At 34.7% G+C, this 14,645-nt stretch carries 15 protein-coding genes and 1 tRNA gene; 9 read left to right on the top strand and 7 right to left on the bottom strand.

Going from position 1 to position 14,645, the window contains the following annotated elements; all coding sequences use genetic code 11:
- The first annotated feature begins 86 nt into the window (after positions 1–86).
- From LBU54_RS04610 to LBU54_RS04590, 5 genes are all read left to right on the top strand, one after another.
- The gene (locus LBU54_RS04610) at positions 87–236 is read left to right on the top strand and encodes a hypothetical protein (RefSeq protein WP_224526514.1); all 150 of its coding nucleotides are present in this window, start codon (positions 87–89) and stop codon (positions 234–236) included.
- A gap of 196 nt (positions 237–432) precedes the next feature.
- On the top strand, positions 433–816 hold the full coding sequence (locus tag LBU54_RS04605) for an alkyl hydroperoxide reductase (RefSeq protein WP_224526512.1): 384 nt from the start codon (positions 433–435) through the stop codon (positions 814–816).
- Positions 813–1,178 carry a DoxX family protein gene (locus LBU54_RS04600; protein ID WP_224526510.1) on the top strand — a complete coding sequence of 122 codons (366 nt, stop codon included), beginning with the start codon at positions 813–815 and terminating at the stop codon, positions 1,176–1,178. Before LBU54_RS04605 ends, LBU54_RS04600 begins: the two co-directional genes overlap by 4 nt.
- 7 nt (positions 1,179–1,185) lie before the next feature.
- Positions 1,186–1,608, top strand: coding sequence for a hypothetical protein (locus LBU54_RS04595; protein WP_224526507.1), 423 nt, complete (start codon positions 1,186–1,188; stop codon positions 1,606–1,608).
- A gap of 126 nt (positions 1,609–1,734) precedes the next feature.
- Positions 1,735–3,141 carry an MATE family efflux transporter gene (locus tag LBU54_RS04590; protein ID WP_224526503.1) on the top strand — a complete coding sequence of 469 codons (1,407 nt, stop codon included), beginning with the start codon at positions 1,735–1,737 and terminating at the stop codon, positions 3,139–3,141.
- A 52-nt stretch (positions 3,142–3,193) separates the two neighbouring features.
- On the opposite strand, the gene LBU54_RS04585 is transcribed toward LBU54_RS04590, so the two are convergent.
- Complete coding sequence (locus LBU54_RS04585; protein ID WP_224526501.1) at positions 3,194–3,958, bottom strand: bacteriorhodopsin-like; 765 nt, start codon at positions 3,956–3,958, stop codon at positions 3,194–3,196.
- Positions 3,959–4,062: 104 nt separating this feature from the next.
- On the opposite strand from LBU54_RS04585, the gene LBU54_RS04580 reads away from it, so the two are divergent.
- Entirely contained in the window at positions 4,063–4,935 is an 873-nt protein-coding gene (locus LBU54_RS04580) for a Brp/Blh family beta-carotene 15,15'-dioxygenase (RefSeq protein WP_224526499.1), read from the top strand.
- A gap of 38 nt (positions 4,936–4,973) precedes the next feature.
- Positions 4,974–6,116: a trans-sulfuration enzyme family protein gene (locus LBU54_RS04575; protein WP_224526497.1), complete on the top strand. Its 1,143-nt coding sequence runs from the start codon at positions 4,974–4,976 to the stop codon at positions 6,114–6,116.
- A 4-nt stretch (positions 6,117–6,120) separates the two neighbouring features.
- On the opposite strand, the gene LBU54_RS04570 is transcribed toward LBU54_RS04575, so the two are convergent.
- The 3 genes from LBU54_RS04570 to LBU54_RS04560 are packed head-to-tail and all read right to left on the bottom strand — an operon-like array spanning position 6,121 to position 10,340.
- Positions 6,121–6,792 (bottom strand): DUF2490 domain-containing protein, encoded by a 672-nt coding sequence (locus LBU54_RS04570; protein ID WP_224526495.1) that lies wholly within the window; start codon positions 6,790–6,792, stop codon positions 6,121–6,123.
- Between the two features lie 55 nt (positions 6,793–6,847).
- Entirely contained in the window at positions 6,848–8,458 is a 1,611-nt protein-coding gene (pckA, locus tag LBU54_RS04565; protein ID WP_262899724.1) for a phosphoenolpyruvate carboxykinase (ATP), read from the bottom strand.
- Positions 8,459–8,510: 52 nt separating this feature from the next.
- Positions 8,511–10,340: an SLC13 family permease gene (locus tag LBU54_RS04560; protein WP_224526491.1), complete on the bottom strand. Its 1,830-nt coding sequence runs from the start codon at positions 10,338–10,340 to the stop codon at positions 8,511–8,513.
- 229 nt (positions 10,341–10,569) lie between these two features.
- Here LBU54_RS04560 and bshB1 point away from each other — a divergent pair, with 229 nt between their 5' ends.
- The gene (bshB1, locus tag LBU54_RS04555; RefSeq protein WP_224526489.1) at positions 10,570–11,289 is read left to right on the top strand and encodes a bacillithiol biosynthesis deacetylase BshB1; all 720 of its coding nucleotides are present in this window, start codon (positions 10,570–10,572) and stop codon (positions 11,287–11,289) included.
- Between the two features lie 60 nt (positions 11,290–11,349).
- A tRNA-His gene (locus LBU54_RS04550) sits at positions 11,350–11,425 on the top strand.
- 96 nt (positions 11,426–11,521) lie between these two features.
- On the opposite strand, the gene LBU54_RS04545 is transcribed toward LBU54_RS04550, so the two are convergent.
- The 3 genes from LBU54_RS04545 to LBU54_RS04535 form a co-directional block, all read right to left on the bottom strand.
- Positions 11,522–13,114, bottom strand: a complete 1,593-nt coding sequence (locus tag LBU54_RS04545; RefSeq protein WP_224526487.1) for a M28 family peptidase — start codon at positions 13,112–13,114, stop codon at positions 11,522–11,524.
- Between the two features lie 91 nt (positions 13,115–13,205).
- Positions 13,206–14,240 carry a M28 family metallopeptidase gene (locus LBU54_RS04540; RefSeq protein ID WP_224526484.1) on the bottom strand — a complete coding sequence of 345 codons (1,035 nt, stop codon included), beginning with the start codon at positions 14,238–14,240 and terminating at the stop codon, positions 13,206–13,208.
- Positions 14,241–14,309: 69 nt separating this feature from the next.
- Positions 14,310–14,645 carry an FUSC family protein gene (locus LBU54_RS04535; RefSeq protein WP_224526482.1) on the bottom strand — a complete coding sequence of 112 codons (336 nt, stop codon included), beginning with the start codon at positions 14,643–14,645 and terminating at the stop codon, positions 14,310–14,312.

Raw genomic sequence — 14,645 nt, 5'->3', positions numbered from 1 at the left:
TTTTTCAGAAATAAAGCGTATTTTTTATAAATTAAGCCTTTTAAACAATGAATTTCTTCAAAAAATTAGGAACTGCAAATCTATTAATGCTCATTTTATGTGCAGTCATAATTGTTGTTGCTGAATACCTATTCCTAAGTGGAGACCAGATGCACGGGTTGTTTGTTGGTCTTTGGGCACCTACATTGCTTGGAGTAATGATATATCTAAAACTCGTAAGGGATGGAAGGGAATGACATAGTTTTTTGGTTCTCTGTCTTAGTTATTTTGCTAGTCGTACTTTGGGCACTTTTAATGATTAGGGCTTATAATAAGGTAGAAAAAGATAACTAACCTTTATTTCTCTAATGAGATATATGCTAATTAGTCGAAAATTAGCTTAATTGACTGTTAGAAACTATCTGCCATGCAGTGTCCTCAATACAAATAGATATGAAACTAACATTACGTTTAGCAGCAGTTTATAACCTGCTTTGGGGAGCTTGGGTCGTACTATTTCCTGATCATTTCTTTGATTTGGTTGGTATGGAACCATTAAATCATCCCATGGTTTGGCAAGGTATGGGAATGGTAATTGGAGTTTATGGACTTGGTTATTGGTGGGCATCCTTCAATCCCATGAGACATTGGCCAATTGTGACGGTTGGTTTTTTAGGAAAACTATTTGGACCTTTGGGCTTTCTTTTCAACTACTTAAATGGTGTTGTACCGTTTGAATTTATTTACACCTTAATAACAAATGACTTTATATGGTGGATCCCTTTTTATTTAATCCTGAAAAAGGTCTATACAGAATATAAGTGGAAACTAACATGATAAAGTTTCTAAGAGTTATACTGGTATTGTTTTATCTTGTTGCAGGCATTAATCACTTCATTAATCCAGATTTTTATTTGGGATTAATTCCTGAATATTTGCCGTATCATGTGCTGATAAATTTTATTAGTGGAATTCTCGAAATTACATTTGCCATAGGTGTGACAATACCTCAAACCCGATTATTGGCTGTGAAAAGTATAGTTGTATTATTGATTTTGTTTATTCCATCCCACATCTATTTTATAAAAATTGGATCTTGTATAGAATCTGGACTTTGCGTTTCGCCTTGGATAGCTTGGGTTAGGTTGGTATTAATACATCCATTACTCATATATTGGGCTTGGGTGGTCAGAAAATAAAAATGACATGTCTCTAGATTTGGCAAGATTAATTATTGATTTTGGATTCATGATCCTTATATGGGCAGTACAATTAGTCATTTATCCAAGCTTTGGTTTTTATAATGAAACAAACCTCATTCAATGGCATAAAAAATATACCAAAAGAGTTACTGTAATAGTACTACCTTTAATGACTGCACAACTTATTCTTGCGCTAATTCAAGTTTTTCAAAAACTGAACTGGTATAGCATCGTAAGTATTTTAATAATTGGTGTTCTTTGGTTAATTACCTTTAAAGTATTTGTGCCTCTGCACATGAGTATTGATTTGGAAAAACCTGAAAAAAATGTTTGTTCTAAACTGGTCAATAAAAATTGGGTGAGAACATTCCTATGGAGCTCATTATTTATCATTTCATTAGTTTATTACCTCTTCTTTCAAAAATAATGTGGATATTTATCGCATTATGATTGCATAAATTCACTTCTCAAATTCAAAAGAATTACCAATTTAAGGTATACTAAGCATTAAATATATTTTGCGTGGTCAGTCAATATTCATAATTTTCATCTAATGCAATCTAACAAACTCTCAATCAAACAATTATTATACTATATCAAAATTGCTGTTTCTGGCAAGGAACAGGATTTTACCTCTGGAAGTATAAGAAAAGCAGTCTTTATGTTGTCTATTCCTATGATTCTTGAAATGCTAATGGAATCTATTTTTGCTATTGTAGATATATTTTACGTTTCTCAGGTTAGTGTAAATGCAGTGGCGACAATAGGGCTTACCGAATCTGTTATTACATTGGTATATGCTGTTGCCATTGGATTAAGTATGGCAGCCACGGCAATAGTTGCGCGGCGTATTGGTGAAAAAGATAATAAAGGTGCATCTAAGGCCGCTGTTCAAGTAATATTTTTAGGTATAATAGTTGCTGCCTTTATTAGTGTGATTGGTATTCTCTTTCCTAAGGATATTTTGAGCTTGATGGGAGGTGAACCAGATCTAATTGCAGAAGGCTATGGTTACACTCAAATTCTTCTTGGAGGAAACGTTACCATAATGTTACTTTTCCTTATCAATGCAATTTTCAGGGGTGCTGGAGATGCTTCGGTTGCGATGTGGGCTCTAGTAGTATCTAATGGTATTAATATTATTTTAGATCCTTTATTTATTTTTGGTTTGGGACCTGTACCATCGTTTGGCGTAAAAGGAGCAGCAATTGCTACCACAATAGGAAGAGGTACTGCGGTAATATTTCAAATATTGGTCCTTTTCTATGGATGGAGCAGAATTAAAGTAAGATTTAAAGACATTGTGTTTAGACTCTCAGTAATGTTTAATCTAGTAAAGGTTTCTTTGGGAGGGATAGGCCAATTTTTAATTGGAACATCGAGTTGGGTATTTTTAATGCGAATTATGAGTGAATTTGGTAGTGAGGTCCTTGCTGGTTATACCATAGCGATTCGTGTAGTGATGTTTACGCTAATGCCAGCGTGGGGAATGAGTAATGCCGCAGCTACTTTAGTTGGACAAAATTTGGGCGCTCAAAAACCAGAAAGAGCAGAAAAATCAGTTTGGAAGACAGGCGAATATGCTGCTGTATTTATGGGTTTGGTATCTGTTTTTTACTTGTTGTTTGCACCCGAAATAATTGGTTTGTTTACGTCAGAAATAGAGGTAATAACTAATGGAGCGTTGTGTTTAAGAGTTATTGCGGCAGGTTATATCTTCTATGGTTATGGAATGGTAATAATTAACGCATTTAATGGGGCAGGAGATACCAAGACACCAACTTACATAAATTTTTTCTGCTTCTGGTTGTTTCAATTGCCACTTGCTTATATGCTCGCCATTACGATTGATCTTGGACCTTTGGGTGTGTTTTTAGCCATAACTCTAGCAGAGATTTTGATAACTATTTCCGGAATAATACTATTTAAAAAAGGAAAGTGGAAATCTGTTAGCGTATAAAGAAAAAACCTCTCGACTGAGAGGTTTTTTCTTTCTTTTTCATAAGTTTTTTCTAAGCTTCAGATGCAGCTCTCGATGCTACTGCAGCACCATATACCACAAGACCAAAACCTATTTTGTTAACAGCATCACCTATGTTGTAAACAACATTCATAGCTTGTTGTGCTGCTCCGATATCTGATACAAGTTGTGCACCAAATAATCCACCTTCTGTACCTAAGATGTAACCTACAGGATAGATAGCCCATCCAACTAGTACAAACCAGCATAATGTTTTGTGAGCAGCTAATACTGCCCCTCCTGCTTGTTCTGCCAATTTCTTAGCTTCACCAAACCAGATAATATATACTATTATGAAATATGCTATACCTGATATTAGACCCCATACCCACTGCATAGTTGGGTCTCCGATTGCTATTGCCTCTCCGAAGTAACCTGTTACAAGCATCACAACTGACCAGAATATCAATTTCCACATTAAGGATTTTTTCGCTCCAGCAACTTTAAGAATCAAATAGAATTCTACACACATTAGTGGAACTGTAAGAACCCAATCTACATATCTAAAGAATGTTGGAGATTCAGCAACTGTTGCCCAATAGTCTCTCATGTACCAATAGTGCACCGCTGCAATGAACGTAATTAATCCTGATACCAGGATAGAAGTTTTCCACTTTCTATCAAAGCTATTCATTGATAAAAAGAAAAAGGCCGAAGCCGCCATCATTGCCATACATCCTACAAAGAATGTAAAACCAACGTAATCATCTGTAGCAATCTTGCTTACATCAGCTAATAAAATGGTTAGTAATTTCATGTTATAATAATTTTGTTTAAGCAAATTTACTATAAGTTGAACAATAAATGTTTAAAATTTTCATAAAAAAATTAAACATTTTGAAATTTAAATACCTTTGTAACGTGAAATATTCAATTTTTGCCCTTGTTTTAACTGTTTTCCTGCTTTGGTTAACGCTTCGAATAAACGAAACCTTCGAAGCCATCTTTGCATATGTCTCAATACTTACTGTTGGTATTTTTCACGGTTCCAACGATATATCTTTAATACGATACATTAAGAGAGGTTCTACTACAAACATTATTAAATATTTGGTATTTTATGTGTTATTGGTCCTTTTCACATGTTTAATTTTTATAAAATTCCCTTTGGTTGCACTAATTGTATTTGTTGCGTTTAGTTGTTATCATTTTGGGGAGCAACATTTTCATGCGCAACTTTTATTGCAAACTATAAAGAGCCAAATTCTTTATGTAGCTTATGGTATCCTAATATTTGGACTATTATTTTATTTCAACCAAGACGATACTAGCCAAGTTATTTATGAACTTACACAAGTGAATTTATCCGAAGTCACATATCAAGCATTTCTAATTTTAGGTATAGTTTTAACGGCTGTTTTTGGGTTTTTAAATAGGAAAAACTTTAAAGTTGAAGTTGAATTTTTTAAAGAAATTTTTCTTCTAGTGCTATTTGCACTTTTATTTAAGTTAGCTTCATTGCTCTGGGCATTTGCAATTTACTTTATAGTCTGGCATTCTATGCCCTCACTAAGAGATCAAATTGAATCGCTCCATGGACAAATAAATTCAAGAACTATAATTAAATATATTAAGTCTTCATTAATCTATTGGCTTATTTCGGTTATTGGTTTGGTAATTGTGTATTATATTTCTCAAGGATTGGAGCTTCAGTTCATAACCTTATTTTTCGCCTTTTTAGCAGCTATCACAATTCCACATGTCATTGTGATGTTTTTTCTCAATAAGAAATAATATCTTTACTTTTTCAGTCACTACAATTACGCGCTACCATGAAAAAATATGGTTTAAATACAATATGTACCCACGTTGGTGAAATAAAGGACAAACAATTTAAAGGTGCTGTCTCCCCAATATTTTTAAGCTCTTCTTATGAATTTTTAGATGTAGATGTTAAACGATATCCAAGATACTTTAATACACCAAACCAAGAGTATCTCGCAAAAAAAATAGCCGCTCTAGAACACGCTGAAGAAGCTATTATTTTTGGTTCAGGAATGGCCGCTATAAGTACTATGTTTTTAGCCTTCCTACAAAAAGGAGATCATTTAGTAGTGCAGAACACACTTTATGGTGGTACCGTAAATTTTATAAAGGAGGAGTTTCCTAAATATGGTATTGAATTTACTTTCACGGAAGGTTATGATGTAAGAGATTTTGAAAACGCCATGCAGTCCAACACGAAATTAATTCATATTGAAACACCTTCTAATCCTTTGATGACAATCACAAACATGAAAGCCATATCTAATTTGGCAAAATCAAAAGGCGTAGTAACTTCAATGGACAACACATTTGCCTCACCGGTTAATCAAAATCCTTTAGATTACGGCATTGATATGGTTATGCATTCAGCGACTAAGTATTTTGGAGGTCATAGTGATATTTGTGCAGGAGCCGTAGCGAGTTCATCAGAAAATATTGAGCGTATTTGGAACGTTGCCAAAAATCTTGGAGGCAGTCTTAGCGACATGACGGTTTGGATGCTAGAAAGAAGTATGAAAACCCTTGGATTACGAGTAAAGGCACAAACAAAAAATGCTATGAAACTAGCAAAATGGCTTCAGAACCATCCAAAGATTTCTAAAGTATATTACCCTGGATTAAAATCACATCCTGAGCATAAATTGGCCAAATCGCAAATGAGAGGATTTGGCGCAATGTTATCTTTTGAGCTGACTGAAAATCTAGATTCATATAAATTTCAAAAACAACTTAAGCTTATAAAATCTTCAATGAGCTTGGCAGGAATTGAAAGTACGGTTATTTCACCACATTTAACGTCCCATGCCTTATTAACACAAGATGAACGTGATAAAGTTGGAATTAGTGATCATCTTATTCGATTTTCTGTTGGTATTGAAAATGTAAAGGATATAAAACAAGATATAGAACAAGCTATCAATACGATATAGACTTTTATAATTTGCGTGAGTCTGTTTTTATGCTTATCCCAAGTATTAATCTATTGAGGTTGTTATCCCTGATATGTTGCTTTAAATAGCCAAGCTGAATTTGTGAGTTTTTAGCAACATTAACACCAAGCCCAGCATAGAAACGATTTTCATGAAAAACTTGGTCTTGAAAATTAACGAATGGTTCTTCGGACATAACTAAACTTAGGGTCTCGTCTACGGTAAAGGTAAATTTAATTCGATATCTAAATCGGTTTTGTAATTCATTCCTATTCCTAAAATCTAGAAAACGGTGCTCAAATCGTACTCTATGCGCTATTTTAAGATTTCTATGCTTATGTGATATGGTGTACTGCTCAAGCAACCTGTTTTCATGAACATTAGGCTGGTTGTCAAATTCAAACACAGTATCTATATCAAGATAGGCATAACCTAACCCTAAGCTTTGGTTATTTTTAAAGTGATACTCAGTTCTAAGTGATATAAAGGCCAGGTTGTAGTTTGAAGATGCTTCATAAAACCTAAGTTCTCCATAAGGATGAATACTAAATCTTTCATTTAACCTATGACTACTTCCATAAGTGTACCAAGATCCCAAATAATCTTCCGAAAGGTTTTGTCCTTTACTAGTAAATAGTATAGTTAAGGCAAAGAGGGCAAATAAAATATATTTCATTTTTTGAAATATCATAAAAGAGCCCATTTCTGGGCTCTTTCTTATCATGGAATTATTATACATGGTCACCTAAGTGATGGTGTTCATCAATCAGTGGACCGCCTTCTATAATTTCATTTGACGCTTCACTAGCAAATTTCTCAAAATTCAAGTGGAACGAATGTGCCAATTGAATTGCTTTACTAATGTAAGCACCTTTTTGTAGCCAAGTATTCATTGGATCTAACATTTCTGTTGGCACGTTAGGTATGTATTTTGGCATATTTAGTCCAAAAATAGGATGTTGCTCGTAATCGACATTATCTAATTCTCCATTAAGAATAGCAGTAATCATAGCTCTTGTATATTTAAGCTTGATACGAGAACCAACACCATAAGGGCCACCACTCCAACCAGTGTTCAGTAACCAGACATTAACTCCAGCTTCTTGCATTTTCTTACTTAGCATTTCTGCATACTTTGTTGGGTGTAATGGCATAAATGGCTCACCAAAACAAGCCGAGAAAGATGGGACAGGTTCAGTAATACCTGCTTCTGTACCAGCCACTTTTGCTGTGTAACCAGAAATAAAATGATATGCTGCCTGACCTGGAGTTAATTTAGATACAGGAGGTAATACGCCAAAAGCATCACAAGTTAAGAAGAAGATGTTCTTAGGATTGTCTGCATAAGATGGTTGTTGAATGTTATCTATATGGTAAATAGGATAGCTTACACGTGTGTTTTGGGTAATGCTACTATCCATGTAATCTACTTCTCCATTATCTTTAAAAATGACATTTTCCAAAATAGCACCAGGTTTAATAGCTCTATAGATGTCTGGCTCTTTCTCTTCAGTTAAATCAATAACTTTTGCATAACAACCACCTTCAAAATTAAAGATTCTGTTTTCGGCTGTCCAACCATGCTCGTCATCACCTATTAATTTTCTGTCTGGATCTGCAGATAATGTTGTCTTACCTGTACCAGATAATCCAAAGAATATAGCTGTTTCACCGTCTTCACCAACGTTTGCTGAACAGTGCATAGGTAATACGTTTTTATCAACAGGTAAAATCATATTCAACGCGGAGAAAATACCTTTTTTCATCTCGCCTGTGTAAGCAGAACCCCCAACAAGAGCAATTTTTTTAGTGAAATTAAGTATTGAGAAATTACCTTGTCTTAAACCATATTTAGCAGGCTCTGGGCATTCGTAACCAGGAGCACAAAGTACTAACCATTCTTCTTCAAAATTTTCTAATTCTTCTGGAGTTGGTCTTAAGAACATGTTATAAATAAACATATTAGACCAAGGGTATTCGGTTATTGTTCTTACACCCATTCTATACTTAGGGTCAGCACATACAAATCCGTCGCGAGCAAAAATTTCCTTGCCGCTTAGGTATTTTTCTATTTCTCCCTGAAGGTAATCAAAGTTCTCAGGAGAAATTCCCTTATTAGTTTTTCCCCACCATACCCGATCTTTGGTATAATCATCTTTAACCAAGAATCTATCTTGAGGTGAACGTCCAGTGAATTTTCCGGTATTAATAGCTAAAGTGCCATTTGCAGTTTCTCTTCCCATTCCTTTTTCAACAGTAATGGCTTGTAATTCTTCAGACGATAAATTCCAATGAACTTTAGAATCTATGATGCCGTACTTGTTAAGGTCTCTAGTTTTCATCTTTTGATCTTTTAATAATGTTTCCATGAGTTAATAATTTACTTAAATTCTTTTAAAATGGCCAGATTAATGGCACTAATATTAATGTTGTTATTAGGAATAGTAGGAGCAAGGGTGACCCTACTCTTACATAATCTATAAACTTGTAACCACCTGATGTCATTACCATTGCATTAGTGGTTGTACCTACTGGTGTTAAAAAAGCTGTTGAAGCGCTGATAGCTACAGCAATCATAAAAGGTGCTGCAGATAAGCCTAAGGTGTTCGCGGCGATAATTACTATTGGGGCCATAAGAACTGCGGTTGCAGAATTGTTGATTACCTGACTAAATCCTGTAGTTAACAAAAATACACCTGCCAATAATGCTACAGGATGTAAATTACCTAGGGAATTAACGAGCCCCTGTGCAATTAAATTTGCAGTACCTGTTTTTTGTAAGGCAATGCCCATTGGTATCATGGCAGCAATCATAACAACACTTATCCAGCTAATACCTTTGTAGGCTTTTGTAATAGGAACACAGCCCATGATTAAAATTATACCTGCTGAAATTAATGCAGCAACAGCACCAGGGACAAGGTTAAAAACCAATAAAACAATCATTAAAGCCAAGGCAAATAAGGCTATGTAAGACTTGAATGTAAGATTTGTTACTGTTTTGGACATTCCTTCAGGACTGCCACATATCACTAAGTTTTCGTAATGCACCTTTAGTTGCTCAATATCACTCCAAATACCTCTAATTAAAAAAGCATCTCCAGCTTTTACAGTAACTTCTCTCTCGGTAAATGGTTTATTGTTGCGCGATGCTGCCATAAGTTGCACACCAAAACGCTTAAAGAAGCGTCCTATTCTTATTTTTCTTCCTACTAGCACTGACTTTGGTGTTACAAGTACTTCCGCCATTCCAACCTCTTGGTTTATGAGATTATTTCTAAGCTCATCGGCAACAGGCTCTAACGGTAGAAGCCCTAATCTAAATTTTATCATTAAAGCATTTATAGCTTGCGTATCGCCTTTTACTGTTATGATATCGTGGTACTTAAATTCGGTTTCATTATCTGGAAATTCAATAAAAGGTTCATTGCCTTTAAGTCTATTTGGGTGTCTTCGTTTTATTCTTAAAATTGAAACACTATGATTATCTTCAAAATTCCAGTCACCAATTTTAGTACCTAATAAAGGCGATACGGACCTAACACGTAATCTATAATAGTCGTCATCTACCTTGTAGGCTTCAATCCATTTATGAAGTGTAGAGCTTATATCCACTGGTTTATTATTTGTTTTATTGCTGGGCAGTAATCGATGTCCTATAAATTTAAAATATAGCAGTCCTAATAATAAAAGCGGAAGTCCGATAAGACCAAATTCGAAGAATCCAAAACCCTCTAGACCACTTTCTAGCATGGTATTGTTAACGATAATGTTGGGTGGCGTACCTGTTAATGTTAAAAGCCCTCCAGTGTTGGAACCGAATGCTACAGGCATTAACATTTTTGAAGGGAGTGTACCTATACTCCATGCCGAAGAGATTGTAACAGGCATTAAAGTAGCCACGGTACCTGTATTACTCACAACTCCTGAAAGTAATCCTGATCCTAATGTGGTAATTAATAAAAGTTTTGTTGAACTTTTACCTGCGAGTTTAATAAACTTTTCTCCAGCCATTGCAGTCCATCCTGTCTGCGATAGACCTTCACCAATAATAAATAATGCGGCAATCATAATTACCGTTGGGTTACTGAAACCACTTAATGTTTCATCAAGGTTAAGAATCCCGAAAATATATAGGCTTAACATGGAAAGCAAGGCAATAATATCTGGTGTAAATTTGCCCCAAATAAAAAGGGCTATAGTGATGATTAAAATTGTAAGCATTAAGCTCATTGGCGTACTATCTCTAATTTCATGGTAAAGTTAAAGGCAATAGGGGCCATTAATTATGACGAATGTCATGCTTTGAGATTATTGCGAACTTTTCAATTTCATTTAAAAGATTGCTCCTAAAAACGAAAGATTTTAAATCGATAACGTTTGCGAAGTGCTAAGTGTCCGGTTATCTAACTACTTTTTAATATTTTTGATAACACAGAAAAATTAAAATTAGATGAAATTAGACATTTTGGCCATTGGTGCACATCCAGATGATGTTGAATTAGGGTGTGGGGCAACGCTTTCTAAAGAAGTTTCCAATGGTAAAAAAGTGGGAATTATTGATTTAACACGTGGAGAGTTAGGAACCAGGGGAACTGCAGAAACAAGAGATGCAGAAGCATTTAACGCGGCAAAAATACTGGGTGTACAAAGTAGAATTAATATGCAGTTTGCAGATGGTTTTTTCGCTAATGATAAAACCCATCAATTAGAGCTGATAAGAATGATTCGTTTTTATAGGCCAGAGCTTGTTCTTTGTAACGCCATTGAAGATAGACATATAGATCATGCTAAAGCTAGCGATTTGGTGAGTGATGCTTGTTTCTTGAGTGGACTTAGAAAAATTGAGACTTATTATAAAGGCAATAACGCTCAAGAGGCCTGGCGCCCAAAGGCTGTTTATCATTATATACAATGGCGGGATTTAATACCAGATATCGTTGTAGACGTAACCAATTTTATGGCTGCTAAAATGGAGGCTGTATTGGCTTATAAAACGCAGTTCTATGATCCTGAAAGTAAGGAACCAGAGACGCCAATATCTAGCAAAAACTTTACGGATAGTATTAAATATAGAGCAAGAAACCTTGGTAGATTGGTAGGAGTGGAGCATGGAGAGGGATTTACAGTAGAACGTTATCCTGCAGTAGATTCGCTTTTTGATCTAAAATAAGTAAGAAAAACACTTTGTAGAAAATTGTAAATAAATTACATTTGCAGTCCTAATTAAAATGGTGGTTGTAGCTCAGTTGGTTAGAGCGCCTGATTGTGGTTCAGGAGGTCGTCGGTTCGAGACCGATCTTCCACCCAAAAAGACCAAGCCTTTCATAAACGAAGGGCTTTTTTTGTGCCTAAATAATAAAGCCAATTCTTTTTGAATAAGCTTTACATTTTTATCTGTTTAATTATGGCCTTGTGACTTTGTCTACTACGATTCGTTCATCTCGATTAGCAATTTCCCAAGCTGTGTAAAATACTAGTCGCGTTCTGTTCTCCAATAAATCATACTCTATCTTATCTGGTGTGTCACTTGGCTGGTGATAATCATCGTGAGTTCCGTTAAAATAGAAAATTACGGGTATATTATTCTTGGCAAAATTATAGTGATCTGATCTGTAATAATATCTATTAGGGTCGTTTTCGTCATTGTAAGTATAGTCTAATTCTATATTAGCGTATTTTTTGTTGACGGCTTCGGATAGATTGTGCAAATCTGTACTAAGCTTATCGCTGCCAATTAAATAAACATAATTTCGACTCCCCTCTTTTCGTTTGGGATCTGTGCGCCCTATCATATCTATATTTAAATTAACAACTGTATTTTCTAAAGGAAAAATAGGATTAATATCAGTATAATATCTTGAGCCTAAAAGTCCTTTTTCTTCTCCAGTAACATGTAAAAATAAAATGGAACGTTTTGGCCCTTTACCCGCATCTTTTGCAATTTTAAATGCTTCTGCAATTTCTAGTATAGCAACAGTTCCTGATCCATCGTCATCGGCGCCATTATAAACTTTATCATCTTTTACACCCTCATGATCCAAATGTGCAGAAATAACCAAAATTTCATTCGGTTTTTCAGAACCTTCGATAAAGGCAACAACATTTTCAGAGTCTACGCTTAATGAATTATTTGTAACATTTAACTTAATATTCGATTGCAATGCTTTTGGTGTACTGTTGTTTTCTATATCTGGTAAAATAGCAGATGCCACATTTTCGCTAATCATTATCATATACATACCATTTTCTTCACTTTTTAGTGCTAATCTTCCGGCTGTACGAGATTCAGATTGACGTTTGAAATATCTTGAGTATCTAGAGAACAAATTATCGTCTAGATATAATAGTCCTTTTGCACCATTTTCTATTGCTGCATCTCTTTTGCTTGAGAGGGATTGGCGACCATTGGTCCACTTTGTATTTTCTTTAGTACCAGATGTTATATAGTTTCCATCAGCATCTTTAGGTTCACCCGCTTTTGCCAAAACTACTTTTCCTTTTACATCTATTTTTTCATAATCAGAATAATTGTCGGCGTGAATTCCATATCCAACATAAATAATTTCATTAATTGATTCAATCATCGATTCTGAAACCGATAACGCAACCATGTCATCAAAGTTTTCAAATTCCTTACCGTTTACAGTCAAATTTGCTTCCCCAACTTTTTGCTTTTCGAGAGGGACTTCTTGGAAGTAGTCATCGCCTTTACATGGCGAAGGAATTTTCATTTCCTGATATTGTGCCTTTAAGTACTCTACAGCAAGTTTTTGACCTTTTTCACCTGTCTCTCTACCTTCAAATTCATCAGATGCATATTTGTATAACATCTCTCTTAATTCGTCTGATGTAATTGAAGAAGCGTATTTAGCGGGATTGCTTATCTCATTTGCAATGATTTCTGAATTAACAGATTGAGATTGTGCGGTTTTAGTGGATGTGCCGCAGGTAGTGAATAAAAAGCCAACACATAGTAAAAGAAAAAACTTTTTCATTTAAGTACAATTATTTTAATTAATGAAGCCTAAATTACGAAAATTAGGTCCCTTGACTTAGCAGGTCAAAATCCTTTTAACAAACTTTAACTCAAATTATCTCTGGATTCAATTTTTTTTCAGAGTTGGCCAAATACCATGCAGTTGCAAATATTAATTTGGTTCTTTTGGTTAATAAAGGGTAATTAATTTTATCTGCTGTATCCGTAGGTTTAGTGTAATCCTCATGCTCACCATTGAAGAAAAATATAACAGGAATTCCATTAACTGCAAAATTATAATGGTCTGATCTGTAATAATATCGATTTATATCTTTTTCATCATTAAACGTATAGTCCAACTCTAAATTAGTAAATGTTGAATTGGCCTTTTGTGCTATATAGTGAAGTTCTGTACTTATCCTGTCTGCACCAATTAAATAGACATAGTTTTTGCTATCAGAATGGATTTTATCAACTCTTCCAATCATATCTATATTTAAGGTCGCAATGGTGTTTTCTAGTGGAAAAATAGGATTTCTAACATAATATCTTGAGCCATGTAAACCAATTTCTTCTGCTGTAACATGCAAAAACACAATACTACGTTTCGGTCTAAAACCATCTTTAACTGCTAGATTAAAAGCCTCAGCCATTTCTAAAACAGCAGCTGTACCTGAACCATTGTCATCTGCACCATTATATATTTCCCCATCAATTACACCTTCATGATCGGAGTGTGCTGCGATATAAATGTATTCATCAGGGAATTCTGAACCTTCGATAAAGGCAATTACATTTTGAGAATCATTTTCAATATCTTCTGGTAGCGCTCCTTTTGGTACAGTTTGAAAATAATCAGGATGAGTAATTGGAGCACTTATATCTTGAGATATGTAAAATGACCTCAGGTAATCACAAGCCTCGAAATGCCCCTTTTCACCAGTTTTACGCCCTAAAAACTTGTCATCTGAGAAATTGACAACATGCGCCTCTAATTCACTTTCAGAAATGGTTTTAAGATATTTTTGAACAATTTCCTTGTCCTCAAAAGTGATACCATTCTTTAAATTCTCGATTTTGTCGCTGTGCCTAATTGTTGCACATGAGCCAACTAATACTAGAAGCGAGGCGTACAAAAATTTCATAGGTAAGGTTGTGATTTGCCCAAATGTAAATCAAAAAATTGAGAAAATTTAAACAGACTAATTAAAGACTCAAAAATCTTCATCTATTTCTATTTCTTCAAGTATTTCTTTTGAGTCCTCAAGGTTTTCTTCGGCTCTTTGTTCAAGTTGTTCTGTATCTCCTATTTCGGGTTTGTTAAAAACACTTTTATATATGGTTAGCCCTAATGAAATTATAACCAAAATAAAAATGTACTGAATACTCTTAGGTTTAGTGTTCTGTTTTCTGGAAATAAATAAAATTACTAATCCACATAAAAATGCGACAATTATGGGAATTATGGCTAGGTTAGATAACGGTGTTACCGCCAGAATAGTGGCTAAAATTGCAGTAATAAATCCTAAAACAATAAAAACTCGTTTCAT

The organism is Winogradskyella alexanderae (assembly GCF_020166335.1).
Lineage (GTDB): Bacteria > Bacteroidota > Bacteroidia > Flavobacteriales > Flavobacteriaceae > Winogradskyella > Winogradskyella alexanderae.
The sequence above is the reverse complement of the archived record's forward strand: the minus strand, read 5'-3'. Positions and strand labels throughout refer to the sequence as shown.

Excerpts from the sequence above, each read along its gene's own strand:
- LBU54_RS04610 (WP_224526514.1), top strand. The coding sequence starts at position 87 with ATGCTCATTTTATGTGCAGTCATAATTGTTGTTGCTGAATACCTATTC.
- LBU54_RS04605 (WP_224526512.1), top strand. The coding sequence starts at position 433 with ATGAAACTAACATTACGTTTAGCAGCAGTTTATAACCTGCTTTGGGGA.
- LBU54_RS04600 (WP_224526510.1), top strand. The coding sequence starts at position 813 with ATGATAAAGTTTCTAAGAGTTATACTGGTATTGTTTTATCTTGTTGCA.
- LBU54_RS04595 (WP_224526507.1), top strand. The coding sequence starts at position 1,186 with ATGTCTCTAGATTTGGCAAGATTAATTATTGATTTTGGATTCATGATC.
- LBU54_RS04590 (WP_224526503.1), top strand. The coding sequence starts at position 1,735 with ATGCAATCTAACAAACTCTCAATCAAACAATTATTATACTATATCAAA.
- LBU54_RS04585 (WP_224526501.1), bottom strand. The coding sequence starts at position 3,958 with ATGAAATTACTAACCATTTTATTAGCTGATGTAAGCAAGATTGCTACA.
- LBU54_RS04575 (WP_224526497.1), top strand. The coding sequence starts at position 4,974 with ATGAAAAAATATGGTTTAAATACAATATGTACCCACGTTGGTGAAATA.
- LBU54_RS04570 (WP_224526495.1), bottom strand. The coding sequence starts at position 6,792 with ATGAAATATATTTTATTTGCCCTCTTTGCCTTAACTATACTATTTACT.
- pckA (WP_262899724.1), bottom strand. The coding sequence starts at position 8,458 with ATGAAAACTAGAGACCTTAACAAGTACGGCATCATAGATTCTAAAGTT.
- LBU54_RS04560 (WP_224526491.1), bottom strand. The coding sequence starts at position 10,340 with ATGCTTACAATTTTAATCATCACTATAGCCCTTTTTATTTGGGGCAAA.
- bshB1 (WP_224526489.1), top strand. The coding sequence starts at position 10,570 with ATGAAATTAGACATTTTGGCCATTGGTGCACATCCAGATGATGTTGAA.
- LBU54_RS04545 (WP_224526487.1), bottom strand. The coding sequence starts at position 13,114 with ATGAAAAAGTTTTTTCTTTTACTATGTGTTGGCTTTTTATTCACTACC.
- LBU54_RS04540 (WP_224526484.1), bottom strand. The coding sequence starts at position 14,240 with ATGAAATTTTTGTACGCCTCGCTTCTAGTATTAGTTGGCTCATGTGCA.
- LBU54_RS04535 (WP_224526482.1), bottom strand. The coding sequence starts at position 14,645 with ATGAAACGAGTTTTTATTGTTTTAGGATTTATTACTGCAATTTTAGCC.